This window comes from Pseudomonas sp. CCC4.1, assembly GCF_035019225.1.
Taxonomy (GTDB): Bacteria; Pseudomonadota; Gammaproteobacteria; order Pseudomonadales; family Pseudomonadaceae; genus Aquipseudomonas; species Aquipseudomonas bubulae.
In genome coordinates, this window is record NZ_JASJWL010000037.1 from 1 (window position 1) to 25,289 (window position 25,289).

At 58.1% G+C, this 25,289-nt stretch carries 19 protein-coding genes; 9 read left to right on the forward strand and 10 right to left on the reverse strand.

What is annotated here, in order from left to right; translation table 11 throughout:
• Positions 1-192 precede the first annotated feature (192 nt).
• Both QN377_RS15065 and QN377_RS15070 read right to left on the reverse strand, forming a co-directional pair.
• Complete coding sequence (locus QN377_RS15065; RefSeq protein WP_095018270.1) at positions 193-2,739, reverse strand: PepSY domain-containing protein; 2,547 nt, start codon at positions 2,737-2,739, stop codon at positions 193-195.
• A 118-nt stretch (positions 2,740-2,857) separates the two neighbouring features.
• Entirely contained in the window at positions 2,858-5,158 is a 2,301-nt protein-coding gene (locus QN377_RS15070; protein WP_095001597.1) for a TonB-dependent receptor, read from the reverse strand.
• Between the two features lie 218 nt (positions 5,159-5,376).
• Between QN377_RS15070 and QN377_RS15075 the strand changes: the two genes are divergently transcribed.
• From QN377_RS15075 to QN377_RS15090, 4 genes are all read left to right on the forward strand, one after another.
• Entirely contained in the window at positions 5,377-6,057 is a 681-nt protein-coding gene (locus QN377_RS15075; RefSeq protein WP_095018271.1) for a Fe2+-dependent dioxygenase, read from the forward strand.
• Positions 6,058-6,060: 3 nt separating this feature from the next.
• Positions 6,061-6,822, forward strand: coding sequence for a tetratricopeptide repeat protein (locus QN377_RS15080; protein ID WP_095018272.1), 762 nt, complete (start codon positions 6,061-6,063; stop codon positions 6,820-6,822).
• Between the two features lie 155 nt (positions 6,823-6,977).
• Complete coding sequence (locus QN377_RS15085; protein ID WP_254925874.1) at positions 6,978-8,243, forward strand: alpha-xenorhabdolysin family binary toxin subunit A; 1,266 nt, start codon at positions 6,978-6,980, stop codon at positions 8,241-8,243.
• A gap of 15 nt (positions 8,244-8,258) precedes the next feature.
• Positions 8,259-9,272: an alpha-xenorhabdolysin family binary toxin subunit B gene (locus tag QN377_RS15090; protein WP_095018273.1), complete on the forward strand. Its 1,014-nt coding sequence runs from the start codon at positions 8,259-8,261 to the stop codon at positions 9,270-9,272.
• 37 nt (positions 9,273-9,309) lie between these two features.
• Here QN377_RS15090 and QN377_RS15095 read toward each other — a convergent pair whose 3' ends face one another.
• Together QN377_RS15095 and QN377_RS15100 are read right to left on the reverse strand one after the other, a co-directional pair.
• On the reverse strand, positions 9,310-10,473 hold the full coding sequence (locus tag QN377_RS15095; RefSeq protein ID WP_095001593.1) for a type III PLP-dependent enzyme: 1,164 nt from the start codon (positions 10,471-10,473) through the stop codon (positions 9,310-9,312).
• A gap of 413 nt (positions 10,474-10,886) precedes the next feature.
• Positions 10,887-13,121: a TonB-dependent siderophore receptor gene (locus tag QN377_RS15100; protein ID WP_095018274.1), complete on the reverse strand. Its 2,235-nt coding sequence runs from the start codon at positions 13,119-13,121 to the stop codon at positions 10,887-10,889.
• Positions 13,122-13,305: 184 nt separating this feature from the next.
• On the opposite strand from QN377_RS15100, the gene QN377_RS15105 reads away from it, so the two are divergent.
• From QN377_RS15105 to QN377_RS15120, 4 genes are all read left to right on the forward strand, one after another.
• Positions 13,306-14,064 carry a response regulator gene (locus QN377_RS15105; RefSeq protein WP_095018275.1) on the forward strand — a complete coding sequence of 253 codons (759 nt, stop codon included), beginning with the start codon at positions 13,306-13,308 and terminating at the stop codon, positions 14,062-14,064.
• Positions 14,065-14,083: 19 nt separating this feature from the next.
• Positions 14,084-15,490, forward strand: coding sequence for an ATP-binding protein (locus QN377_RS15110; protein ID WP_169916833.1), 1,407 nt, complete (start codon positions 14,084-14,086; stop codon positions 15,488-15,490).
• 181 nt (positions 15,491-15,671) lie between these two features.
• Positions 15,672-16,547, forward strand: coding sequence for an alpha/beta fold hydrolase (locus tag QN377_RS15115; RefSeq protein WP_095001589.1), 876 nt, complete (start codon positions 15,672-15,674; stop codon positions 16,545-16,547).
• 39 nt (positions 16,548-16,586) lie between these two features.
• Complete coding sequence (locus QN377_RS15120) at positions 16,587-17,495, forward strand: LysR substrate-binding domain-containing protein (RefSeq protein WP_217901442.1); 909 nt, start codon at positions 16,587-16,589, stop codon at positions 17,493-17,495.
• A 21-nt stretch (positions 17,496-17,516) separates the two neighbouring features.
• On the opposite strand, the gene leuD is transcribed toward QN377_RS15120, so the two are convergent.
• The 6 genes from leuD to QN377_RS15150 all read right to left on the reverse strand — a co-directional run bounded on the left by leuD (position 17,517) and on the right by QN377_RS15150 (position 23,174).
• A complete protein-coding gene (leuD, locus tag QN377_RS15125) occupies positions 17,517-18,131 on the reverse strand; it encodes a 3-isopropylmalate dehydratase small subunit (protein ID WP_095001587.1) in 615 nt (204 codons plus the stop codon).
• A complete protein-coding gene (leuC, locus tag QN377_RS15130) occupies positions 18,128-19,549 on the reverse strand; it encodes a 3-isopropylmalate dehydratase large subunit (RefSeq protein ID WP_095018277.1) in 1,422 nt (473 codons plus the stop codon). The genes leuD and leuC overlap by 4 nt, the downstream gene beginning before the upstream one ends.
• A gap of 167 nt (positions 19,550-19,716) precedes the next feature.
• Positions 19,717-20,874 (reverse strand): betaine/proline/choline family ABC transporter ATP-binding protein, encoded by a 1,158-nt coding sequence (locus QN377_RS15135; RefSeq protein WP_095001585.1) that lies wholly within the window; start codon positions 20,872-20,874, stop codon positions 19,717-19,719.
• Positions 20,871-21,524 (reverse strand): ABC transporter permease, encoded by a 654-nt coding sequence (locus QN377_RS15140; protein ID WP_095001584.1) that lies wholly within the window; start codon positions 21,522-21,524, stop codon positions 20,871-20,873. The genes QN377_RS15135 and QN377_RS15140 overlap by 4 nt, the downstream gene beginning before the upstream one ends.
• 14 nt (positions 21,525-21,538) lie before the next feature.
• Positions 21,539-22,432, reverse strand: coding sequence for a glycine betaine ABC transporter substrate-binding protein (locus QN377_RS15145; protein WP_095001583.1), 894 nt, complete (start codon positions 22,430-22,432; stop codon positions 21,539-21,541).
• Between the two features lie 25 nt (positions 22,433-22,457).
• A complete protein-coding gene (locus QN377_RS15150) occupies positions 22,458-23,174 on the reverse strand; it encodes an ABC transporter permease (protein WP_095001582.1) in 717 nt (238 codons plus the stop codon).
• Positions 23,175-23,513: 339 nt separating this feature from the next.
• Between QN377_RS15150 and QN377_RS15155 the strand changes: the two genes are divergently transcribed.
• Positions 23,514-25,097: a peptide chain release factor 3 gene (locus tag QN377_RS15155; RefSeq protein WP_095018278.1), complete on the forward strand. Its 1,584-nt coding sequence runs from the start codon at positions 23,514-23,516 to the stop codon at positions 25,095-25,097.
• Positions 25,098-25,289 lie beyond the last annotated feature (192 nt).

Here is a 25,289-nt window from a genome sequence, read left to right on the forward strand (position 1 = left end):
GCGATGCAGGCACTGGGGTCTGTCAGGCAAACCGTGGCGATGCCATCGCGAGCAAGCCCGCTCCCACAATGTCACCGTAAATCCAGTGGGAGCTGGCTTGCCTGCGATGCAGATACTGGGGTCTGTCAGGCAAACCGTGGCGATGCCATCGCGAGCAAGTCCGCTCCCACAAGAGCTGAGCAGCTTGTCCGACTAGTACACATCCCGCCGATAACGCCCTTGCTCGATCAGCCTCTCTACCGCTTCTGCCCCCAGCATGTCGATCAGCGCTTGATCCACACCCGCCGCCATTCCCTGCAAACTGCCACAGATATAAATCGCCGCGCCTTGGTCCAGCCATTGGCGTACCTGCTCGGCAGACTCGCGCAAGCGGTCCTGCACATACACCTTCTGCGCTTGATCCCGTGAAAACGCCAGATCCAGCCGCGCCAGATCGCCACTGGCCAACCAGCCCTGCAGCTCATCGCGGCAATAGAAGTCGTGCTCGGCATTACGCTCGCCAAAGAACAGCCAGTTGCGCTGCTGGCTCTGGGCAATCCGAGCCTTGAGCAAGCTGCGCAGCCCTGCCAGGCCGGTACCATTGCCGAGGAGAATCATTGGCACCGGTTCGGCCGGCAAATGAAAACCGCTGTTGCGGCGCACGCGCAGGCTGATCGCCGAGCCGACTGCGGCATGTTCGGTAAGCCAGCCCGAACCGATGCCCAGGCTGCCATCAGCATGCCGCTCCTGACGTACGATCAACTCCAGCAGACCGTCCTGCGGGATCGAGGCAATGGAGTATTCGCGCATGTTCAACGGGATCAGTGCGTCCACCAGTGCCTGGGCGTGCATGCCCACAAGATGGCCGCGATTTTCCGGCAGTTGTCGGCCAGCCAGGGCCTGAGCCAAAGTTTCCTGCAGGCCATCGAGTTGCACCGGAGTGTCAGCCGACAGCCCCAGCCCCTCCAGGAAGTGCTCAACCGCCCAGCTCGATTGCCGCGGCATCACTTCCACCAGATCACCGGCCTGCCACAGGCTGTTGGTGTCAGGCGCGCTGAGCCCCAACAGGTACACCCCCGAGCCACTGCTGCCGGGGTTGAGCAGCTTGCGCTCAGTCAGGGGCCAGTTGTTGTAACCAGGCGCCTGCCAGTTGGCATTCGGCGTGCCTCCGGTCAGTTGGCTAAGCTGCTGTTGCCATTGATGCAGGGCCTCGGCATCGCCGCTGTCCACCTGCACCGGGCTGAACAACGCTTGGGCACCGCGCTCGCTCAGCCAGTGCTGGATCCGCGTGGCAAAACCGCAAAAGTGCGGGTACTGACGATCGCCCAGTGCCAGCACCGAGTACTTGAGGCGGTTCAGTCCCAGAGGCTGGCCGAGGATCTTGCGTTCAAAGCCCCGCGCGCTATCAGGCGCTTCGCCATCGCCAAAGGTGCTCACCACAAACAGCGCGTTGCTGGCCTGTTGTAAATCGTTTTCGCTCAGGGCGGCCAAGGGCTGCACCCGTACCGGCAATCCGGCGGCTTGCAATTGCCCGGCGGTCTGCCAGGCCAGTTGCTCGGCAAAGCCGCTCTGGCTGGCAAAACCGATCAGCCAGGACGGCGTATCGCTGCTCGTAGCGGCAAAACCCTGGCGTGCCTGCTTGATCTGACGCTTTTTACGTCGACGGTCCAGATACAGCAACCAGCCGGTAATAAAGAACAGCGGCATGGTCAGGCTGGCTACGGTCACCAGCACGCGCCCGGTAATGCCCCAGTAACTGCCTGTGTGCAGCGCGTAAATGCTGGTCAGCAATTGTGCCTTGTAGGACTTGTCGTCATAACGATCGACTTTTTTGACGGCACCGGTGGCCGGGTCGAGCACAATCTGGTTGAACGCGCGCTCATGGGGTGAGGTGTTCAACAGGTAGAACACCGTGGCAGTCTGGCCGGCCACTGGCGGCATACGCACGTTGTACATGCTCAGCTCAGGCCCGGCGGTTTTCTGGATGCTGGCCCAAATGGCATCGTAATCGGCGACCGGAGCTGGCCCGGCTGGCCCGCCCTGACCACGGGGGCCGCGACCGCCGCCCTGGCGCTGCTCGCCGCTCGGGGCATCGGACAGGAGTTTTTGCAGGCCCTGGTTGTACCACTCATAGGACCACGACAAGCCGGTCAGTGCGGCCAGCAGATAAAAGACCATGCACCAGGTGCCCGCCACGGCGTGCAGATCCCAGTTGAAGCTGCGACCTTTTTTCGCCCAGTCCAGGGTCAGCCAGGTGCGCCAGTTAAGCGCCTGGCGCGGCCAGCGCAGGTACAGGCCCGACAGGCAGAAGAACACCAGCATCAGGGTGCAGGCGCCGGTGATCTGGCGACCGCTCTGGCCCATGGCCAGGAAACGGTGCAATTGCAGCATCAGGTCGAAAAAGCCCTGGCCGTTGGCCTCGCCCTGATAGGTACCGGTATAGGGGTCAACATAACGCAACTGGCCACGACGCTCGCCCGGTGGCGGGGTGAAGAAGATGCGTGCAGCGGTGCCGCTGTCCACGCCCACCCAGAGCATGGCGACTTGCTTGCCCTCGGTGGCCTCGACCCTGCGCACCAGCTCGGCCGGTGGCAGCACGCCGCTGTCGAGTTTCTCGACCTTGAGCACTGAAGGGTTGAGCAAGTTCAGCAGCTCGTCCTGAAACGACACCGTGGCACCGGTTATCCCCATCAGGGCCAGAACCAGCCCGGCGGTTATGCCGAAAAACCAGTGCAGCTGAAACAGTGTTTTCTTAAACACAACGACCGCCTTGCTTGCTCAATTGAATTCATCACGGCGCAGTATGCCGTGTACGTCTTTTTACACACAAAAGCCCCGACCATTGAATGGACGGGGCCTGGTTCAGCTCAACTTCGAGTTAGAAGTGGAAGCTGGTGGTCAACAGGGCAGTACGGCCCGCTGCCTGGCTGGCGAAATGCGCAGCGTAGGCTTTGTCGTAGTAGGTCTTGTCGGTCAGGTTTTGTACGTTCAGTTGCAGGTCGATGTTTTTGGTCAGCTTGTAGCTGGCCATTGCGTCGTAGCGAGTGTAAGCCGGCACGTAAACGGTGTTGGCCGTGTCGCCGTAGACTTCGTCAACATAGAACGCGCCGCCGCCGATGGTCAGCTTTGGCATCACTTCATAGGTTGTCCACAGGCTGAAGCTGTTTTTCGGGGTGTTCGGCATTTCGTTGCCTTTGTCCGAAACCGCTGCGGTATTGATAGTGCCGTTACGGTTGGCTTTCTGGCCTGGATCAACCAGCTCGCTTTTCAGGTAGCTGTAGCCTGCAAACACTTGCCATTTGTCAGTGATTTTACCGCTGGCCGACAGTTCCAGACCGTCAACGCGGGATTCACCGGCGTTTTCGTAGGTGAACGAGTCAGTCAGGACGCGAGTGTTTTTCTTCTCGGTACGGAAGATGGCTGCTGTCAGCGACAGACGATCGTGGAACACGTCCCACTTGGTGCCCAGTTCGTAGTTGACGGTTTCTTCCGGCTTCAGGTCGCTGGTGATGGTGCTGCCTGGGGCAACCAGGCCGTTGCCTTCAACGCCTTCACCCACCACGCCGCCTGGCGGTGTAGCCGAGGTCGCGTAGGACAGGTAAACGCTGCCGTTATCCAGTGGCTTCCAGACCAGGCCGGTCTGCCAGTTGAAGAAATGGCTGTCGTTTGAGGCCTTGGTACGACCGCTCGCCGCATTGGTATTGGCGGTGGTGCTGAATGCGTCGTAACGCAGGCCGGCGTTCAACAGCCACTTCGGATCAAGCTCAATGGTGTCGAATACGTAGGCAGCTTTGGTCACACCCACGGTGTTGGTGCCGTAGTAGTTACGCGCTTCAGTACCGGTCCACACATCGTTCGGGTTCGGGTTGGACAGCGAGGTGCACTGGCCGCCGCTGTTACCGACTTTATCCGGTGTACAGTTGGGGTTGCTGTTCGGGGTCACGGTGTAACCGCTGGCCCGAGTCTCTTCACGAGTGAATTCAACACCTGTGGAGTAGTTGTTCTTGAAACCCATGACCTGGAAGTTGCCGAACAGATCGGTCTGGTTGGTAGTGGTTTCAGTGGTCGAAACCCGGGTGTTGGCGCGACGCCATACGGTACCGTACTGGTTGACGTTGTGCTGGCTGTCGTCCGGCTGGGTGAGAATGTAGTCCTGGCCGGTGTTGCCGTGACGGAAGGTGTTTTTCAGGGTCATCGCATCGTTGAAGTCATGCTCGAACGAGATGGTGCTGATGTCCACGCGGGTCTTGCGGAAGTCACGGTCTTTCAAGCCGTAGAAGTTTTTGCTGTCGCCGCCATCGTCCGGTTTGTCGTGGGCGTGAACAGCGGTCTTGGAGCTGTTGCTGTAGCCGTATGGAATGCCCGAGTCCGGCAGGTCGTTGCTTTCCAGGTGGTAATAGCTGACGTTCAGGCGGTTTTCAGTGCCCAGGCCGAAGGTCAGCGATGGCGCTACGCCCCAGCGGTCGTAGTTGACCGACTCACGGCCAGCGACATTCTGCTCGTGGCTCATCAGGTTCAGGCGGAACGCTGCGGTGTCCAGGAACTGGCGGTTTACATCCAGGGTGTAGCGGCGGGTCTGGTCGGAGCCATAGGTGAAGCCGCCGTTGAGGAAGTCACCCGCCTTGGCGGTCTTGCTCACCATGTTCAGGCTGCCGCCAGCCGAGCCACGACCACCAAAGGTGGAGTTCGGGCCTTTGCTGACTTCGATCGATTCGATGTCGAAGATTTCCCGGGTCTGGCCGCCAGCATCGCGCACGCCGTCCAGGTACATATCGGATTGTGCGTCAAAACCACGGATAAATGGACGGTCGCCCTGTGGGTTGCCGCCTTCGCCTGCGCCGAAGGTGATGCCCGGTACGGTGCGCAATGCATCCTGCAGCGAAGTGGCTGCGGTGTCCTGCAGCACTTGCTGTGGGATCACGGTGACAGAGCGCGGGGTATCTACCAGGGGCGCTGTGTATTTTTGGGAGCTGGCTTTTTCGGTTTGATAAGACTGCTCGGTCTGTTCACCGGTAACTGTGGTCGCGCCAAGGGAAATACTGCTGCCCTGTGCCTTGCTGTCAGTGCTCTCGGCAGCCTGAACCATATGGCCTGCCGAGGTCGCGGTAATCGCGACACCGATGGCCGAAGCCAGTAAACGCGGTGAGCTGACGGGTATTTTTATTTGTTGGCGCGACATTTGAAGATCCCTTCCCCCAGAATTTGAGCCGCGAAATATATGGCAAACAATTCTGACTATCAATTGAGAGGCATTACTATTTGCGCTGAATTTACATTCTTTACAAATTGCCTTTACGGTTTTTTCACACTCGTTCGTCTACAGGTCTCTTAACAAAGTTTTACATAGACAATAAGAATCAATACCATTGCCATCCCTTTGCTATCAGGTATTGCGTCATGTTGCTGCATATCCCCGGCTTGTTCTCCCGTGAAGAGGTGCAGCGCATCCGTGAGGCGCTGCAGCAGACGCAATGGGCTGACGGTAAAATCACCGCCGGCTTTCAATCGGCCAAGGCCAAGCACAATCTGCAACTGCCCGAAGACCATCCCCTCGCCAAGGAGATCGGCGCGGCGATGGTAGACAGGCTGTGGAAAAATCCGCTGTATATGTCGGCGGCCCTGCCACACAAGGTCTTCCCGCCGTTGGTGAACTGCTACACCGGGGGCGGCAGTTTCGACTTCCATATCGACAATGCCGTGCGCCAGCCCAAGGGCAGCCCTGAACGGGTGCGTACTGATCTGTCGGCGACCCTGTTTTTCAGTGACCCCGAGGAGTACGACGGCGGCGAACTGGTGATTCAGGACACCTACAGTGTGCAGCAGGTCAAACTGCCTGCTGGCGATATGGTCTTGTACCCCGGTACCAGTTTGCACAAGGTCAATGCCGTTACCCGTGGGGCACGTTTTGCGTCGTTCTTCTGGACTCAGAGCCTGGTACGCGAGGACAGTCAGCGCACGTTGCTGTTTGAAATGGACGGCGCGATCCAGCAACTGACCCGTGACGTTCCTGATCATCCTTCGCTGATCCAGCTCACCGGCACTTATCACAACCTGTTGCGTCGATGGGCCGAGGTGTAATTCATGAGCTTTCAATTACGCCGCGAAGAAGTACTCAATGGTGACCAGCTGAGCGCCATGTTGAGCGAGAACCCGGCCAAAGCGGCCCAGGCCATTTTGATGGCGGCCAAAGAGGGCATCGTCGATGGTCAGGCGTTGCTGGGGCAGATCCTGCTCGACGGCCAGGGCATCGAGCGCGACCCGGTGCTGGCCAAGCGCTGGTTTCAGATTGCGGCCAATGCCGGCCACTTGATGGCCCGCAACATGCTGGGTCGCTGCTGGGAGCATGGTTGGGGCGGGCCCGTCGACTGCACCCTGGCAAGCCTGGAATATCGACAAGCCGCTGAAGCTGGACTGGATTGGGCGCTCTACAACTACGCCAACTTGCTCGCTACCGGTCGCGGCGTAACCCAAGACCAGAACGCGGCGTACCAGCTGTACCGGGTGGCGGCACAGGCGGGCCATGCCAAGTCGATGAACCTGCTGGGGCGTTACCTCGAAGAAGGCGAGCATTGCCCGGCCGACAAAGCCGAGGCCTGTCTCTGGTACGAGCGCTCGGCACGCGGCGGTGATTTTCGTGGCCAGTTCAGCCATGCCTCGGTACTGGCCGAAGACGGCAATATTGATGACGCGTTGCGCTGGTTCGAGCGTGCCCTGAATGGCGGCAATCTGAACTTCTTGCGGGTGACCCTGGGCACCCTGCTAGAGGCTCGGGAACCCCGTATCCGGGCACTGAGCGCTGCCTGGCAAGTGCGTATCGATGCCTTGCAGGGCAACAACGGCTGACCGTGATTACACCGTCAAAGTTAATGCTCGTACGCAGCTTTCAAGCGTGTCCTAGCCAATAACTGTTTATTCGGGTAATTATTCATTTTTATTTTTGTCCCGGTCTTACAGGTACTCGGGTAGTTCGGTTATTGATGGATGCTCTTTGAGAAGTGATGCTGTTCGAACAGGATCATTTTTTAAAGGGAATTAATATGCAGGTTGATAATAAGGCGTTCAGCAACAGTGCTGAGGAGGCCAGATCGCTTGAGAAAATGAGCGCTCTGGAAGCGGCTATCTATTTACCATCGCATTATATTCAAATGCTGGCCGGTGAAAAAGATTCCGCTGTTTCAAAGGAAGAATTGGGTTTTATTATCCGGCGCAGTGATATTCACAGTGTTCGAGCCTATGTGAGTGAATCACGCAAGTTACCCGTGGATTACAACAAGATTGTGGCCTGGTTTGGTCTGGACACTACAAGTGTTCCGGGGCTAGAACCCGCCAGTATTCAGTCTTTTCATCAACGCGTCGTGCAGCATGCCGGCAGCTGGTCGGCGCTCGAGCGGGAAACAAAGGAACTTGCTCGCCAACTGAACCGGTTCTCGGACAGTTTCATCACCCATGCCAATGGCATCATTGAGTTAATAAACAGGCTGGATTCCGATCGGCTGTTCTCTGGTGGGCTGGACGATCTGACGACCGCGGAAACCGCGCAGTTGGCTGATGGGCTTAGCTCTACAGAGCTCAAGGCAGTCACCATCATGCGCGAACATGTAAAGTCGATCAAAAGCAGCGCCGAGTCCTATATAAAAAGAGCCTACGAAGTGGGGGCATTGGCGGCCGAGTTTGAGCGCGTCCTGTCCGATGAATTGACTCATGAAGTCAATGCCAAACTGGATGCCTATGCCAAAGCGGGCCTTTCCAGGGACCGTGAAACACTGACTGCGCGCATCAAAGAGCTGGACAGCGAAATCGAGCGATTGATAAGGGATTACAGGTCTCAGGTTTTGTACGGGCACTCAGGGATTTTTCTGGGGCCTATCGGCTTGGCTGTCACAGGCGGGATATTCGGGGTAAAGGCCGAAGCAATACGCACACGAAAAAACAAACTGATTGCCGAGCGTGACATTGCCAGGCAAGGCAGCCAGGAGCAAGAGCAACTCGCGATGGTGCTGGATGCCACCCAGCAGCGTTTTACCGACTTGCGCAGTCGCATGCTGGGAGCGGAAGAGGGCGCCAAGCGTCTGGCGCAAGTATGGAGCTATATCAGTAACTACCTGGATGAAGTTGATCATGAATTGGGGTACGTGGATTCTTTTGGTCGCTTATACAAACTTAAAGTTGATTTTGCACAGCTGCTGAATCCGTGGAAGCGTGTTAAGGATTACAGCGTGCAAATATCCAATGCATTTAATGAGATTATTGAAAAGCGTATTTGAAAAGGAAGTCACAATATGAATGCGGGCGTCGATGAAGTGGAGTATGAAAACCCTGATATGCCAGGTGTTTTCAGCGGGCTAAAAAAGTTTAATGCTGTGGCGGTCAGTCATGAATACGATTTTATTCCATCGTTGCAGGAGCGTTTAAGCCTGGCGGCCAGATGCTTGAGTCGTGGTGCGCGCAGTATTGTCGACAAGGTGCGTAGCCTTGAAGTAATGGTGGACAGTGCGGGTTTTGATGAACTGGCGGAACAATGGGCAGCCATTCACACTCATGGCCCATTAACGCCAGAGGCTCGCACCTCTGCAATCCATATTCTGAATGAAACCTTCACTCAGCGAAGCCGGCGCCTGGTGAGTGCTGTTGCGGCGGCCAAAGCGCAAATAGCATTGCGTACTGCCGAAGGCGAGGGACTGAATCTCGAACACTATTCCGATCCGCTGCTGGCGTATGACGTGGCCAGGCTGGATGAACTGGAGCAACAGGCGATTACGCTGCAACTGGAAGAAGATCAATTGCGTGCGGACAAACAGGTTGTCGTCGCGGCTCTGGAGATCCTTCAGTCCAGGACCTGGCTTGATCATGCAAGGGATTTGCTGCCTGGTATTGAACAAATTCAGGTACTTGTGACAACAGCTGCAGTGGGAAAGGTCGAGGCGGATGTGGTGACTGCCGCCATTGAGCGTATAACGCAGTACCTGGGTTTTATTGACAGTGGGTACAGGATGTTTTCGCTGATTGAAGCACGCAACAAAATCACCGACAAACTGGCTGATTTGAGCATGCGTAAATCCAGGGACAAGTCAGACAGGCGCGTGCTCAAGGAGCGCGCTGAAAAAATAAGGCGTCACGCAGAGCTGGTTGAAGCGCGGGCGTACTGGGTCGACAACATGAAGCGGATTGCCAACGGGTTGACCGTGTTTTCCACTCGGGTCAATGCAGCCATTGATGCAAATGAGCACTCGATGGTGCAAGCCTCGGCAGAGCTGGCGGGTTTTCTGCGTTTCTTACGGCACATCAGCCGATAGGGGCTGCCCCCCGCACGCTTGCGCGGGGGGCCAGTTGTTACAGGTAGAACGATTTCAGCGGCGGGAAGCCATTGAACTCAACGGCGCTGTAGCTGGTGGTATAGGCACCGGTCGACAACCAGTACAGGCGATCGCCGATGGCCAGGTTCAGGGGCAGGCCGTATTTGTAGTTTTCGTACATGATGTCGGCGCTGTCACAGGTTGGGCCGGCGATGACCACTTCTTCCATCTCGCCTTTCTTTTCAGTCCAGATCGGGAACTTGATGGCTTCGTCCATGGTTTCGATCAGACCAGAGAATTTGCCCACATCGGTATACACCCAACGCTCGACGGCGGTGCGCGATTTACGTGCGACCAAAACCACTTCACTGACCAGGATGCCTGCGTTGGCGATCAGCGAACGGCCCGGTTCCAGAATGATTTCTGGCAGGTCGTCACCGAAGTCTTCTTTCAGGAAACGAATGATTTCTTCGGCGTAGGTTTCCAGGCTGTTGGTACGGGTGATGTAGTTGGCCGGGAAGCCGCCGCCCATGTTGATCAGCTTGAGGACGATGCCGTCTTCTTCTTTCAGACGCTCGAAGATCACCTTGACCTTGGCGATGGCTGCGTCCCACACGCTAATGTCACGTTGCTGCGAACCTACGTGGAACGAAATGCCGTAAGGCACCAGGCCCAGGTCACGGGCCAGAATCAGCAGGTCCATGGCCATATCGGTCTGGCAGCCGAATTTTCGCGACAGAGGCCAGTCAGCGGTGGTCGAACCTTCGGTAAGGATGCGCACGTAAATCTTGGCGCCCGGCGCGGCCTTGGCAATGTTGCGCAAGTCGGCTTCGGAGTCGGTGGAAAACAGACGCACGCCTTTCTCGTAGAAATAACGAATGTCTTTGGATTTCTTGATGGTGTTGCCGTAGCTGATGCGGTCCGGGCTGACGCCGCGGTCCATGACTTTATCCAGCTCATAGATCGACGCGATATCGAAGCTCGAACCTTTGTCGCGCAGCAGATCAATGATTTCGACGGCCGGGTTGGCCTTCACCGCGTAATACACCTTGGCGAATTCGAAGCCTGCGCGCAGGTCATCGTAAGCCTTGCTGATCATGGCGGTATCGATCACCACGAACGGTGTTTCCTGGGTGTCAGCGAACGCCTTCATTTTGTTGAAGGTGTCGCGCGCGTAATAGTCTTCGACCTGGATCGACATGCTGGGGAACTCCTGTGGCAAACGTCATCAATAAATGGGTGCAGCTGAACATCCTCCGTATCCCCACTTTGGTTCGCCTACTTCCCAAGGCATGTCCGCCGAAAGCAAATAAGGTAAATGGACCTTGCTGTCTCGTCGTCAGTACTTGAGCCGGATGGATCGTTTCCAGCATGGATGTTCGGCGCGAACTTTAGGGCGTGACTGCGCTTAGATCAACAAAAAATGTCGCAATTTTATAAGCCTTCGTCGTGGGGCCAAAGTGAGCCATTTAAGTAACCGACCTTGATGACGGTGTGATGTTCCCCCGGTGGCTTTTTTGGCCGTTGCCAAACAGACGAAGCCCGCCATTTGGCGGGCTTCGGTAGTTGCATGTTGAAGCAAGGCTTACCTTGGGGGAAGGAACAGGCCAGGTCTCAAAATGCAGTACTCAGGGTTAACGACAGGCTGCGCGGATCACCGTATATGGCGCCAGCGTAGAAGCCGTAGCGGGTGTAGTAGGTTTTGTCGAAGAGGTTGTTGGCGTTCAGGGTAACGGCCGTATCTTCGGTGAGGTCGTATTTGGCCATTGCACTCCAGATGGCATAACCTGCCCAGGTCACATCGGTGGGGCCGCGGCTCACACCGTCTGTGGGAATGCCTGCCGGAGTAGAGGTGGCGCGAATGCTGGTTTGCGCGGTGACACCGGTACCCACGGTCAAGCGATCAAGAGCACCCGACAGGCGGTAGGTGGTCGAAGCCTTGAACAGGTGCGACGGGTCACTTTGGCCGTCGGCGTTAAGGCGACGAAAGTGCAGATAGGTGTAGCCACCGTAGACATTCCAGTTGGGCGTCAACGCGCCGGAGACTTCGAGGTCGATACCTTCTGTCTCTACGCCGGTGCCGGTCGTGTAGGCCTGGGCTCCGGTGGGCGTCAGGTTGGCGCCATCGGTCACTGCCTTGTTTTCCTGGCGGGTCAGGAAGTAGGCCGCTTGAGCATTGACCTGACCGTCAAACCATTCTCCTTTAATACCGGTTTCATAACTCTGGCCGCGAATCGGCTCGAGCTTGTTGCCGCTGGCGTTTTCTTCGCTTTGCGGGCTGAAGATATCGGTGTAGCTGGCGTACAGCGAGTAGGTGTCGTTGAGGTCATACACCGCCCCCAGGTAAGGCGTGACGATACCGTTTTGTTGCTGATTGCTGCGCACTCCGGCGGTCGACACCGTGGTGCTGCTGTAATCGCTGATGCGCGCGCCCAGGATCACCGACAACGGATCGGTAATGCTCAGGCGGGTGGCCGCATACATGCCTTGCAGGCGGGTGGTGGTTTTGCTGTGCAGGCCGGTTTTGTAAGCGTTGATCCGGTAGTCGCTATCGACCCCGTTGTGCCAGTCGGTAATCGGGAAACCGTTGTTTGCCCGGAACTGGCACCCCAGCGCGCTAGGGCTGGTGCGGTCATCGCTGACCATATTGCAACGATATTGAGGTGACCAGGCGACGGTGCGACTGTCGTTGTAGCCGAACATGGCCTGGTGGGTGCGTCCGAACAGGCTGAAAGGTCCGGTCACGTCGACTTGTGCCGATTGCTGGGTCGTGTCGGTGGAGCTGTGCAGGCCATTGAGAATGGCCCCGCTACCATCCTGGTTCCAGTAACCGCCGAATGCGCCGCCACCTTTGGAGTTGACCTTGGCCAGCCCGCGGTGATTCAACGCATCGGTGGTGCTTTGCGCCGCTTTGACGTTGAGCGTCCAGTCATTATCAAAGCGATGCTCCAGCGAGCCGAACGCTGTACGCGTGGTGTACTCGCCAAAACTCCAGCTGGGCACCACGTTGGTGCTGCGCGGCAAGCTTGTTTTACTGCCATCGCCGTACCAGATAGGGATGTTCGCACCCCAGCCGCCGCCCACGATCTTGTAGTACTCATATTGATAGCCGGCACCGAGGGTCGTGGCATCCGTCAGGTCAAACTCGACATTGGCCAGCGCGGCCCGCGAACGCTCGGACTGTTGATCGCGGAAAGAGTTGGCGTCCTCTTGCGTCATGACCAGGCGAGAGCGCAATCGGCCATCTTCAGACAAGGGCAGGTTCAGGTCAGCGCCCAGGCGTCGCTTGTCCCAACTGCCATAGGTGGCGTATGCACTGCCGCCGAACTCGTAGCCAGGGCGTTTGCGGATCAGGTTGACGGTGGCCGATGGGTCGCCGGTGCCACCCAGCAGGCCATTGGCACCGCGTACGATGTCGATACGCTCGTACATATCCATGTTCAGCGAGCTGCCTGCACCACTGAAGTCCGAGCCGCCCTGAAACTGCAGGCCGTCGGTTTTCCAGTTGGTAATCGGATAGCCGCGTGCGCGGTACTCGGTGCGTCCGCCCACTTCTGACTTGCTCATGGTGACGCCGGGTGCGCTGTCCAGCGCTTGCTCGATATTGGTGATCTGGCGGTCTGCCATTTGTTCCTGGGTGATGGTGGTGACCGATTGTGGCGTTTGGCGCGGGGTGAGTTTCATGCCCGTAGAACTGGTGGTGCTCTTGACGGTGTAACCCAGTTGGCCGGTGTTTTCATCGGCTGATGGCTGGGTACCTTCGACATTCAGGGGGTCCAGTTCAATCGTCCCCGCTATTGCCGGTTGGCTGGCCAAGCCGACCATGGCGCTGAGGCTGATAGCGGCCATGAGGGCGGCCTGGTTGCGGGGTGCATTTCGGCGAGCCGGGGTGGTTAGCATCAAAGGTCGTGCTGAGAGATCCGTCATCATGCCCTGCGTTGTCATTGGTAATACTTCGTATTTGCAGATAATGTTTGGTAGCATTTTAGGTATCACGCCGCCAGGCACTATTACGGATATGTGTGGGTATGTAATGGAATGTAATGAGCGCCACGTTTTACCCACGTCAAAACCTCCCGTGGCCGCCAAAACGCTGTTGGTGGTGGATGACGATGATGAAATTCGCGAGTTGTTATGTGATTACCTGAGTGAGAACGGCGACCATGTGCTGGCAGCAGCCGATGGCCTTGAGATGTGGGCGCAGTTGGAGCGCCAGGCTGTCGATCTGGTCGTGCTCGACGTCATGCTGCCGGGAGAGGACGGCCTGAGTCTGTGTCGCCAGCTTCAATCGCGCCCCGGCCTTAGCGTGATCATGCTTTCCGCCAAGGGATCAGCGCTGGATCGCATCATTGGCCTGGAGGTTGGCGCCGACGATTATTTGACCAAGCCTTTCGAGCCCCGTGAGCTGGTGGCCAGAATCAAGGCGGTGCTGCGCCGGCAAGCACGGGTCGAGCCCATCGCGGATCGCCCGGTCACGACCCACCGCGACTTCGTCGGCTATCGCCTCGATTATGTAAAGCGCCTGTTACACACCCCGGGTGGCCAGACCCTGACCTTGCCGCGCTCCGACTTCAGGGTGTTGCGTGATTTGCTCCAGGCCCGTGAACAAGTGTTGTCGCGTGATCAATTGACACTCAGTGCGATGGGACGAGAATACTCGCCCGACGACCGCTCGATCGACATGTGCATCAGCCGTCTGCGCCAGCATTTCAAGGAGGGGCACGTCCAGATACTGACCGTGCGTAATGAAGGTTACCTGCTAAGTGTCTACAGCCCTGAAGCGGCGGTTTAACCAGGTGCGCGATGCTCTGGTGCGGGGGGTGATGCGCCTGTGGCCCAAAACCCTGTTCGGCCAACTGACGCTGATTCTGGTCAGCGGCACGCTGGCTATTCAATTGTTGTCGAGCAGCATCTGGTTCGATGTGCGCTATGCGCAAGTCCTCGAAGCGCCTGTCCGGTTGATGGCCAGCCGAACGGCACAATTGATTAACCAAGACCGTTGCATTGCGGGGCAACCCCAGACAGCACCGGCCAATTACACGGCCAGGTGCCTGGCCACGAAACCCGATACTCAACCCGGCAATGATCGCGCGGCTCGACGCACGGCTTTGCTGTTGAAACAGGCACTGGCGTATGAGTTGGGTTACGCGCCAGCGATTGAGATGATAGAGGTCGACCTGACCGATGCATCCGGTCAGCCGCTGGTCTGGCGCAGCCTTTTTGGCCTGCAAACGGCCACCGCCCATGTGGATTTCGCCGTGCCCCTGGCCGATGGTCATTGGTTGAGCATCGAGGGGCACGAGTTGCAGGGCTGGAGCGGCGAGTCAGCATGGGCGTTAATTGCCGACTACATTCTGCGGGTCTATGTGGTGCGCATTATCGGCGTCATCGGGATGTGCTGGCTGGCTGTGCGACTGTGCCTGCGCCCTCTAAAACGGCTCAGTGACGCCGCCAATGCGTTGGGCGATAACCTTGATCAGACGCCGTTGGCGATTGAAGGGCCTCTGGAAGTCCGCCAGGCCGCCCAGATGTTTAACACCATGCAGAAACAGATTGTCGCGATGGTCAATGACCAGAGTTTTTTTCTGGCGGCAGTGTCCCACGATCTGCGAACGCCCTTGACCCGCATGCGTTTACGCATTGAGCGGTTGAGCGATCTCGATCAGCGTGAGCGCTTGAAGCAAAACATTTATCAAATGGACAAGATGATTACTCAGGTACTCGTCTATCTGCAGAGTGCCAACCAACACACATGCCAGTTTATTGATCTCGACAGCGTATTGCGCAACCTGTGTACCGAGTTGTCGACACCCGCCGAGCCATTGCCTGTCAGCGGCCGGGGCGGGATGCTCTACGCAAACGGCGTGTTGCTGCACCGTTGCTTGCAGAATTTGCTGGTGAACGCGCAGGCCTATGCCCGGGAAATAACGATTGAGGTCGAGCGCTCGTCAAGCGGTGTGACGTTGCGAGTCAATGATCGCGGGCCTGGTATAGCGCAATCTGTTCTGCATTCAGTCACCGATCCGTTCGTACGTGCGGATACCTCACGCAATGATCAATCTGGCGGTTTTGGACTGGGGCTTAGTATCGCCAGGCGTATTGCCGTCAGCCATAAGGGCAGCCTGGTGCTTGGCAATCGTGAAGGGGGAGGTTTGACCGCCTGTATTTTCTTGCCGCTCAGGGAGGGTGAGGGCGCAAGCGCTCAGGCAAAGGCTTGAGAGCAACTCAACACGTCGGAACTTCAAAAGCCTTGACCCGGGGGTAGAGAGATCTATTTGAGTCACCGACCTTGATGCCGAGCTGATGTACCACACTTCATGAATCGAGCCGCCACGGTTTGGCCCTTGTCGCCGAATCTGGGAGCTCTAGCATGGGCTGACCATTAGAAGGAGCAGCCTCATGTTCGCCGGTTTTAACACAGTACAGCGCCAGGTCAATGGCGTGCAGATTGCCTTCCGGGTCGGCGGTCACGGGCCGGGGTTGCTGTTGATTCACGGGCACCCGCAGACGCACGTGATCTGGCACAAGGTTGCCGGGCAATTGGCCGAGCACTTCACAGTGGTCGTGGCCGATTTGCGTGGCTACGGTGACAGTGAAAAGCCCGAAGCGGTAGCCGACCATAGCAACTACAGCAAGCGTGAAATGGCCCGTGACTCGCTGAGGCTGATGAGCAGCCTGGGTTTCGAGCAGTTTTCGGTACTGGCCCATGACCGTGGCGCGCGAGTTGCCCATCGTCTGGCGCTGGACCATCCGCAGGCGATTACCCGCCTGGTCATGCTCGACATTGCGCCGACGCTGGCTATGTACGCGCAAACCAATGAGGCCTTTGCCCGTGCTTACTGGCACTGGTTCTTCTTGATTCGCCCGGCGCCGTTGCCTGAACGCCTTATCGAGGCCGATCCTGAACAGTACCTGCTCAGCGTGATGGGCAGCCGCAGTGCGGGCTTGCAACCGTTTACGGCCCAAGCGCTGGCTGAATACGTGCGCTGCATCAAACTGCCGGGCGCGGCGCGGGGGATCTGCGAAGACTATCGTGCCAGCGCCGGGATTGACCTTGAGCATGACCGCGAGGACATTGCCGCGGGTCGGTATTTGAATATGCCCGTGTTGCTGTTGTGGGGCGCGGAGGGCACGGTGGGGCGTTGTTTCGACCCGCTTGGCGAATGGCAGAAAGTCGCGACCGATGTGCGTGGCCAGGCGTTGCCCTCCGGGCACTACATTGCCGAAGAAGTCCCTGAACTGCTGCTTGAACATGTGCTGCCTTTTCTGCGCTGAGCTATTCTGTACGCTCTTGCCGCCAAGCCGCTCATGACCATGCCGCCAATAAAATACAGTGCGCCGTTGCCTGAAGACCTGCGGGTCTTCCTCACGGTGGTGCGCAAAGGCGGCTTTGCCGCAGCGGCAGAAGAGCTGGGGTTGTCTCCAGCCTATGTCAGCAAACGTATTCAAATTCTCGAAACTACCCTGGGCAGTCGCTTGCTGCATCGCACCAGCCGCCGTATCGCGCTGACCGATGACGGCGAGCGGGTGCAGCGCTGGGCGGTACGGATTCTGGATGATGTTCAGCAGCTACAGGATGAGCTGTCCGAAGCGCATTCGGCCCCGCGTGGACGCTTGCACGTATGCAGTACTTTCGGTTTTGGCCGCAACCATGTGGCGCCTGCCATTTCCTTGCTGGCCGAGCAGTACCCCGAGCTGGAGATTCGCCTCGACGTGTTTGATCGAGTGGTGAATATCGTCCATGAAGGCTTCGATCTGGAGATTCATGTGGGCGATGACATTCCGGGCCAGCATATCGGGCGCCGGCTGGTGACCAACAATCGCGTGTTGTGCGCTTCCCCTGACTACCTCAAGCGCCGGGGTGTACCTCAACATCTGGAAGACCTGGGGCAGCACGATTGCCTGGTGCTTAAAGAGCGCGACAACGCGTTTGGCATCTGGCAACTGCAAGGCCCGGAAGGCGAAGCCAGCGTGCGCGTCAGCGGGCCGTTGTCGTCTAACAGTGGCGAGATAGTGTTGCAGTGGGCACTGGACGGGCGTGGCGTGTTGCTGCGCTCGATGTGGGATGTCAGGCCACTGCTGGAACAGGGCAGGTTGGTGCAGGTACTGCCTGATTACTGGCAAAGCGCTGACGTGTGGGCGGTGTACCCGACACGGCTGGCTAACTCGGGCAAGCTGCGGGTGTGTGTGGAGTTTTTGCAGACGCAATTGGGGCGCTTGTGACCTCTGCCGTGAGGGCGCTTTTCAGCTCAACCAAGGGTTGGCCTGCAAGTGCCGCTCTTGGAACTCGCGAATCTGCCGACTGCGTTGCAAGGTGCTGCCAATGGCATCCAGCCCCTGCAACAGCGCGGTTTTACGCAGGCCGTCGATCTGGAACTCAACCGTTGAACCATCGGCCAGACAAATGCTTTGGCTCGGCAGGTCAACGGCAATTTCAGCCATATCTGCGTGGCTGACAGTGTGCCCTAGCGCCTGCACCTGCGCCTCTTCCAGGGTAATCACCAACACCCCGTTACGCTGGCAGTTGTCATAAAAGATCCCGGCGAAGCTGCTGCCAATCAAGGCCCGGATACCGAGTTGCTTCAATCCCCAGACTGCATGTTCACGGCTGGAGCCACAGCCAAAATTCGGCCCGGTGACTAAAAAGCGTGCCTCTTGCCAGCCCGGCTGATTAAGGACGAACGCCGGGTTCGGCTCGCCCGAAGGCAGGAAACGCAGGTCAAAAAACAGACCGCGATCCAGTCCGTTGCGATCAATACCTTTAAGAAACTGCTTGGGCATGATCACATCGGTATCGATGTTGGCCGCGAGCATCGGTGCTGCCTTGCCGCTGACGGTGGTGAAAGGTTGCATGCTCAGACTCTCCCTGACAGTTGGCGAACGTCGACCAGATGGCCGGTAATGGCGGCGGCCGCGACCATCGCCGGGCTCATCAAATGGGTGCGTGCCCCGGCGCCCTGGCGGCCTTCGAAGTTGCGATTGGTACTGGAGGCGCAGCGGTCGCCGGGGGCGAGTACGTCATCATTCATGGCCAGGCACATGGAGCACCCGGACTGGCGCCACTCAAAACCGGCGTCGATAAAGATCGCGGCCAACCCTTCGGCCTCGGCCTGATCACGCACCTGAGTCGACCCCGGCACGATCATCGCCCGCACATGCGTGGCCACTTTCTGGCCGCGCACCACCTGTGCGGCGTCACGTAAATCTTCAATGCGGGCGTTGGTGCACGAACCGATAAAGGCATGGCTGATCACCACTTCATTGAGCGGCGTGCCAGCCTCCAGGCCCATGTAGTTCAAGGCCCGGCGCATGTCCTGACGCAAGATCAAGTCGCTGATCGCCTGCGGGTCCGGCACGCGGCTGCCAATGGCGGCGGCCTGATCGGGGCTGGTGCCCCACGTGACCATCGGTTGCAGGTCAGTGGCGTCCACTTGCACCTCTTGATCGAACTGCGCGTCGGGGTCGCTATAAAGCAGGCACCAATGCTCAACCGCTTGTTCCCACAACTCGCCTTGTGGGGCACGGGGTTTGTCTTTGAGGTAGGCGTACACCTTGTCATCGGGCGCCATAAAAGCACCGCGGGCACCGGCTTCCACGGCCATGTTGCAGATGGTCATGCGCGCTTCGACGCTCAATGCATCGATGGTCGAGCCGGTAAATTCAATGGCATAGCCGGTGGCGCCTGAAGCGCCGATTTTGGCGATCAGGGCCATGATCAGGTCTTTTGACGTCAGCCCCAGGCCCAGCGCGCCCTGGACGGTCACTCGCATGCTTTTCAGACGTTTGTAGACCAGTGTCTGAGTGGCCAGCAGGTGCTCGATTTCAGAGGTGCCGATACCAAAGCCGAAGGCACCCAGCGCGCCATAAGTCGTGGTGTGACTGTCGCCTGCGGCGATCATCATGCCGGGCAGGATGAAGCCTTGCTCGGGGGCGATAACGTGTTCGATCCCCTGGCGCTGGTCGAGCACATCGAACAGCTCGATGCCAAACTTTTCGCAGTTCTGTTGCAGATACGACACCTGCAAAGCGCCGCCTGCATCGGCCATGGCGGCCACGCGCACGGGGGCGGTCGGGTTCACATGGTCAACCACCGCCAGGGCGGTTTCCGGGCGCCACACTTCGCGCCCGGCTTCACGCAAACCACTGAAGGCTTGCGGGCTGGTGTATTCGTTAATGACCTGACGGTCTATGTATAGCAAGACGTGACCTTGATCATCGAGCGCGCACACGGTGTGCGCATCAATGTGCTTGTCGTAGAGGGTTTTGGCATGGGGCATGGTGATGGCTCGCAGCGGGAGGCGTGCGAACCATCATAAGGACGCGGGGAGCACCATCAATGGCGATGCAGTGATGGCTCAGAACATGATTCGTGTTGGATACAACAGGTTGTAGCCGCTGCCGCAGGCTGCGCAACCCAGCGCAGTCTGCGGCAACGGCTGCAGGGTCAAGCGGAAGCTATTTCAGCCGGTGAAACAATGCTGGTCTTGGCGCCACGCGAACGACCCGAGCTCAGGTACGCCGCAATCGATTCTTGCGTCACCTCACCCTGGAACACGCGTTCGGCGTCCATCACCGGCAACCACGATCGGTTGAACTCGTACATGCGCGACAGCAGGATGCGCAAATGTTCTTCCGACGCAGCGGTCGCGGTGAACTCCCGCAGGAACTGGCCACAGGTGCCTGTCTGGCGATGCAGGTCACGACGACGTACATACCCCAGTGCCTTGTTGTCGGCACAGGTGACCACCACATAGCGACGGTCCAGTTCGTCCATCAGCTCCAGGGCTTCGGCCACCGGGGTTTCCGGGCTCACCGATGGCGCGTTGTCCGCGGCATCTTCGGCCTTGACCAGCAGCAGGCGCTTGAGGGTGCTGTCCTGGCCGACAAAGTTGCTCACGAAGTCGTCCGCCGGGTGAGCGAGCAGGGTATCCGGGTGGTCCATTTGCAACAGTTTGCCGCCACGGAAGATGGCGATCTTGTCGCCCAGTTTGATCGCTTCGTCGATGTCGTGGCTGACCATGATTACGGTCTTGTTCAGCGCGCGCTGCATCTCGAAGAATTCGTTCTGGATCATCTCGCGGTTGATCGGGTCCACCGCACCAAACGGTTCATCCATCAGCAGCAGCGGCGCATCGGCCGCCAGGGCGCGAATCACGCCGATTCGTTGCTGCTGACCACCAGACAGTTCGCGCGGATAACGGTTGAGGTATTGCTTGGGCTCCAGCTTGATCATGCTCATCAGTTCGCGGGCACGGTCATGGCACTTTTGCTTGTCCCACCCCAGCAGGCGCGGAACGATGGTGATGTTCTCCTCGATGGTCATGTTGGGGAACAGGCCGATCTGCTGGATCACATAACCAATATTGCGACGCAGGGTTACCGGGTCGAGGTCAGTGGTGTCTTCGCCATTGATAAGGATCTTGCCCGACGTGGGCTTGATCAGACGGTTGATCATTTTCAGCGTGGTGCTTTTGCCGCAGCCCGAAGGCCCGAGGAATACGCAGATTTCGCCTTCATTGACGGTCAGGTTTACCGAGTCCACGGCCTTTACATCTTTGCCGTTGCTTTGGAATGTTTTGCTGAGGTTTTGAAGTTCGATCATTTGAGCAGTCCTTTTGGAGTCAGCGAGCGTTGCAGCCATTGCAGAAGCAGGTCGGCGATGATGGCCAGAACACTGACCAACACGGCGCCTACGATCAGCATCGACATGTCGCTACGGCTGATTGCAGCAAGAATAAGTACACCCAGACCACCGGCACCGATGGTGGCGGCAATGGTCATGACGCCGATGTTCATGACCACGGCGGTACGCACACCGGCCAGAATCACCGGCACGGCGATGGGCAGTTCAACCATGCGCAGGCGCTGGCTGAAGGTCATGCCGATACCGCGAGCGGCTTCGCGAATCCCCGGTTCCACGCCGGTGAGGGCCAGGAAGGTGTTACGCATGATCGGCAGCAGTGAGTACAAAAACACGGCGGTAATGGCCGGCATAGGGCCAAGGCCCTGGCCGAACTTCGAGTAGAACGGCAGCAGCAGGCCGAACAGGGCAATTGAAGGAATGGTCAGCAGCACCGTGGCGCTGGCTTGCAGCGGGCCGGCCAGCGACGGAAAGCGTGTCATCAGCACGCCCAGCGGCACGCCGATCAGGATTGCCAGAATCACGGCAATGCCGACCAGGGTGATGTGCTGCAAGGTCAGATGCAGAACAAGCGACCAGTCCATGTGGGAAAAGGCGTTTAAAAATTCCATGTCTTCTCCTCTTTTCAGTTCAGTGGATGCTGGCGCAGAAAGTCTGCGGCGACTTTGGACGGGCTTTCGTGGTTTACATCGACCCGGGCGTTGAGTTGACGCATGGTTTCATCGTCAAACAGATCGGCCAGTGGCTTGAGCAGCCCCGCAAGGTCGGGGTGCTGATCCAGGTAGGCCTGACGCACTACCGGCGCGGCGGTGTAGTCCGGGAAGTAGTGCTTGTCGTCTTCAAGCAATTTGAGATTGAAGGCGCTCAAGCGACCGTCCGTGGTGTAGACCAGTCCGGCAAACACCTGGCCGTTTTTCAGCGCGGTGTAGACCAGCCCGGCGTCCATCTGGCGGATATTGCGACGGGTCAGGTCCATGTCGTAGAGCTTGACCATACCCAGCAAGCCGTCGGAGCGGTTGGCGAACTCGGTGTCCAGGGCCACCAGCGCATTTTTGTTGTCCGGTTCGCGCATTGCCTTGTTCAGGTCGCTGATGCTGTTGATGCCCGGAAACGCTTCGGCCACCTTTTGTGGCAGTGCCAGCGCATAGGTGTTGCTGAACTTGGACGGATGCAGCCAGACCAGTCCTTGTTTAGCATCGACCTCTTTTACCCGGTCGTAGGATTGCTGGCTGTCGAGTTTGTCGGTGATGTGGTTGTAGGCCACCAGCGAAACGCCGGTGTATTCCCACACCATGTCCAGTTGCCCCGACTCCTGGGCCGAACGCGCCAGGCTGCTGCCCAGCCCGCCGGTGACCTGAGCGTTATAGCCCTTGCTGTTGAGGTATTGCGAAGTGATTTCCGCGAGCAGGGTTTGCTCGGTAAACACCCGCGCCCCAATGCGAATCAAGGGTTTTTCCGCAGCCTGGGCAATTCCTGCACACAGCAGGATGCAGCCTAGTAAAAAGCTAATTTTTTTCATGGTTATTCCTTTGCTCAGCCAGACCTTAAGCAGGTCGCAGACCGCGTTCCAACCACTGGCGGCTGATGAGTATCACCAGGCCGTCGAGCAGCAGTGCCAGCAGCGCAGTACAGGCGGCGCCGAGGATCAGTTGCGGCTGATTGTTGAGGGCAATGCCTGGAAAAATCAGGCTGCCCAGGCTGTTGGCGCCGATCAGGAACGCCAGCGGGGCGGTACCGACGTTGATCGCCAGTGCCACGCGCACACCGCCCATGATGATGGGCACGGCGTTGGGCAACTCGACCCGCCACAGCACCTGGCGCGGGGTCATGCCGATACCGACGGCGGCTTCCTTGAGCGAACCCTGGACGTTTTTCAAGCCTTCGTAGGTATTGCGCACAATGGGCAGCAACGAGGCGAGAAACAGGGCGAAGATGGCAGGGCCGCTACCGATGCCCAGGAAACCCAGGGCAATGGCCAGTACCGCCAGAGGAGGCACGGTGTTGCCGATGTTGAAGACTTGCATGAAGCGTTCCGCACGTCCGGCCATTGAAGGTCGGCTGAGGAAAATGCCGGCAGGTATCCCTACAAGGAGGGCGGCGAGCATTGAAGCGAGTACCAGGTACAGGTGGGCTTGCAGGTAGAACAACAAATCATCTTGATAGTGTTCGATAGTGCTGATGCCGATCCAGTGGACCAACAGGGCCAGAAGCGCGATAACGACCGCGCATCCTATAAGCCCTTTTCCATAGCGATTCGCCATAGACGGACTCCTTTTTTTTCAGTCGGCGAACACATCGTCGTGTGGCAAGGCCATTCCTGGCTGCCGGCAATATGTTCGCGAAGAGCAACAGGTGGTGGCGAAAATGCGCCCTCAACACCTGTCATTAGCGCAGCCTCGTCAGGCTAACTTGCTGATATTTCAGCCCCTGACGCTTTGTCGTATCAGGAGAGTGGACGCCTCCACTGTTTAAAAGGTTCACATTTTTTACGGCACATTGCCACCCTTGTCCGACGAGCCACGGTTCCAACGGTGGCTGTAGGCGCCTGATTTGAGCTATAATCCGCGCCCTTTTTTGAATCAATCGTCAGGCGATTTCCCATGACCAACCAGGCCGCCGAAGTCGCGAAACGCCGCACTTTCGCCATTATTTCCCACCCCGATGCGGGTAAGACCACCATCACCGAAAAGCTCTTGCTGATGGGTAAGGCGATTGCTGTCGCCGGTACGGTGAAATCGCGAAAGTCCGACCGCCATGCCACCTCCGACTGGATGGAAATGGAGAAACAACGGGGTATTTCGATTACCACGTCGGTCATGCAGTTCCCGTATCGCGACAACATGATCAACCTGCTCGACACCCCGGGCCACGAAGACTTCTCCGAAGACACCTACCGCACGCTGACCGCGGTCGACTCGGCGCTGATGGTCCTCGACGGCGGTAAGGGCGTTGAGCCACGTACCATCGCCCTGATGGACGTGTGTCGTCTGCGTGACACGCCAATCGTCAGCTTTATCAACAAACTCGACCGCGATATTCGCGACCCGATCGAGTTGCTGGACGAGATCGAAGCGGTCCTGAAAATCAAGGCGGCGCCGATCACCTGGCCGATCGGCTGCTACCGCGACTTCAAGGGTGTCTACCACCTGGCAGACGACTACATCATCGTCTACACCGCCGGTCATGGGCATGAGCGCACCGAAACCAAAATCATCGAAAAACTTGATTCCGATGAAGCCCGTGAGCACCTGGGCGACGAGTACGATCGTTTTGTTGATCAACTGGAACTGGTTCAGGGCGCTTGCCATGAATTCAACCAGCAGGAATTTCTCGACGGCCAGTTGACCCCGGTGTTCTTCGGTACCGCACTGGGCAACTTTGGTGTCGACCATGTGCTCGACGCGGTAGTGGACTGGGCGCCGAAGCCGCTGGCCCGTGTTGCCAACGAGCGTACCGTCGAGCCGGTTGAAGAGAAATTCACCGGTTTCGTGTTCAAGATCCAGGCGAACATGGACCCGAAACACCGCGACCGTATCGCCTTTATGCGCATTTGCTCGGGCAAATACGAAAAGGGCATGAAAATGCGCCATGTGCGCACCGGCAAAGATGTTCGTATCGGCGATGCGCTGACGTTCTTCTCCTCCGAGCGTGAACAGCTCGAAGAAGCTTTTGCAGGCGATATCATCGGTTTGCACAACCACGGCACCATCCAGATCGGTGACACCTTCACCGAAGGTGAGAGCCTGAGCTTCACCGGTATTCCGCACTTTGCCCCGGAACTGTTCCGTCGTGTACGCCTGCGTGACCCGCTCAAGTCCAAGCAATTGCGCCAGGGTTTGCAGCAACTGGCCGAAGAGGGCGCCACCCAGGTGTTCTTCCCGGAGCGCAGCAACGACATCATTCTGGGCGCCGTGGGTGTGCTGCAGTTCGACGTGGTCGCCAGCCGCTTGAAAGAAGAATACAAAGTGGAATGCTCCTACGAGCCGATCACCGTGTACTCGGCGCGCTGGATTGATTGCGACGATAAGAAGAAGCTTGAAGAGTTCAGCGTCAAGGCGGTGGAAAACCTGGCTGTGGACGGTGGTGGTCACCTGACCTACCTGGCCCCGACCCGCGTCAATCTGGCGTTGATGGAAGAGCGCTGGCCGGATGTGAAATTCCGCGCTACCCGTGAGCATCACTAAACACTTCGGTGTCTGGTTGAAATAAAGCGAAGCCCTTGGGCTTCGCTTTTTTTTGCCCGCGAACTTTATAGTCGCTGCCGAAGGCTGCGATCGCGCCCGAAGCAATTTACGACTGCTACGCAGCCGGACGCAGCCTCGCGCTGCTCGTCAACGGCTACAAGGGAGCGTATGGCCCACCACACAGTATCGACA

What these genes read in the sequence shown, in the direction of transcription:
- QN377_RS15070 (WP_095001597.1), bottom strand. Translation starts at nt 5,158, where the DNA reads ATGTCGCGCCAACAAATAAAAATACCCGTCAGCTCACCGCGTTTACTG.
- QN377_RS15075 (WP_095018271.1), top strand. Translation starts at nt 5,377, where the DNA reads ATGTTGCTGCATATCCCCGGCTTGTTCTCCCGTGAAGAGGTGCAGCGC.
- QN377_RS15080 (WP_095018272.1), top strand. Translation starts at nt 6,061, where the DNA reads ATGAGCTTTCAATTACGCCGCGAAGAAGTACTCAATGGTGACCAGCTG.
- QN377_RS15085 (WP_254925874.1), top strand. Translation starts at nt 6,978, where the DNA reads ATGCTGTTCGAACAGGATCATTTTTTAAAGGGAATTAATATGCAGGTT.
- QN377_RS15090 (WP_095018273.1), top strand. Translation starts at nt 8,259, where the DNA reads ATGAATGCGGGCGTCGATGAAGTGGAGTATGAAAACCCTGATATGCCA.
- QN377_RS15095 (WP_095001593.1), bottom strand. Translation starts at nt 10,473, where the DNA reads ATGTCGATCCAGGTCGAAGACTATTACGCGCGCGACACCTTCAACAAA.
- QN377_RS15100 (WP_095018274.1), bottom strand. Translation starts at nt 13,121, where the DNA reads ATGGCCGCTATCAGCCTCAGCGCCATGGTCGGCTTGGCCAGCCAACCG.
- QN377_RS15105 (WP_095018275.1), top strand. Translation starts at nt 13,306, where the DNA reads ATGGAATGTAATGAGCGCCACGTTTTACCCACGTCAAAACCTCCCGTG.
- QN377_RS15115 (WP_095001589.1), top strand. Translation starts at nt 15,672, where the DNA reads ATGTTCGCCGGTTTTAACACAGTACAGCGCCAGGTCAATGGCGTGCAG.
- QN377_RS15120 (WP_217901442.1), top strand. Translation starts at nt 16,587, where the DNA reads ATGCCGCCAATAAAATACAGTGCGCCGTTGCCTGAAGACCTGCGGGTC.
- leuC (WP_095018277.1), bottom strand. Translation starts at nt 19,549, where the DNA reads ATGCCCCATGCCAAAACCCTCTACGACAAGCACATTGATGCGCACACC.
- QN377_RS15135 (WP_095001585.1), bottom strand. Translation starts at nt 20,874, where the DNA reads ATGATCGAACTTCAAAACCTCAGCAAAACATTCCAAAGCAACGGCAAA.
- QN377_RS15140 (WP_095001584.1), bottom strand. Translation starts at nt 21,524, where the DNA reads ATGGAATTTTTAAACGCCTTTTCCCACATGGACTGGTCGCTTGTTCTG.
- QN377_RS15145 (WP_095001583.1), bottom strand. Translation starts at nt 22,432, where the DNA reads ATGAAAAAAATTAGCTTTTTACTAGGCTGCATCCTGCTGTGTGCAGGA.
- QN377_RS15150 (WP_095001582.1), bottom strand. Translation starts at nt 23,174, where the DNA reads ATGGCGAATCGCTATGGAAAAGGGCTTATAGGATGCGCGGTCGTTATC.
- QN377_RS15155 (WP_095018278.1), top strand. Translation starts at nt 23,514, where the DNA reads ATGACCAACCAGGCCGCCGAAGTCGCGAAACGCCGCACTTTCGCCATT.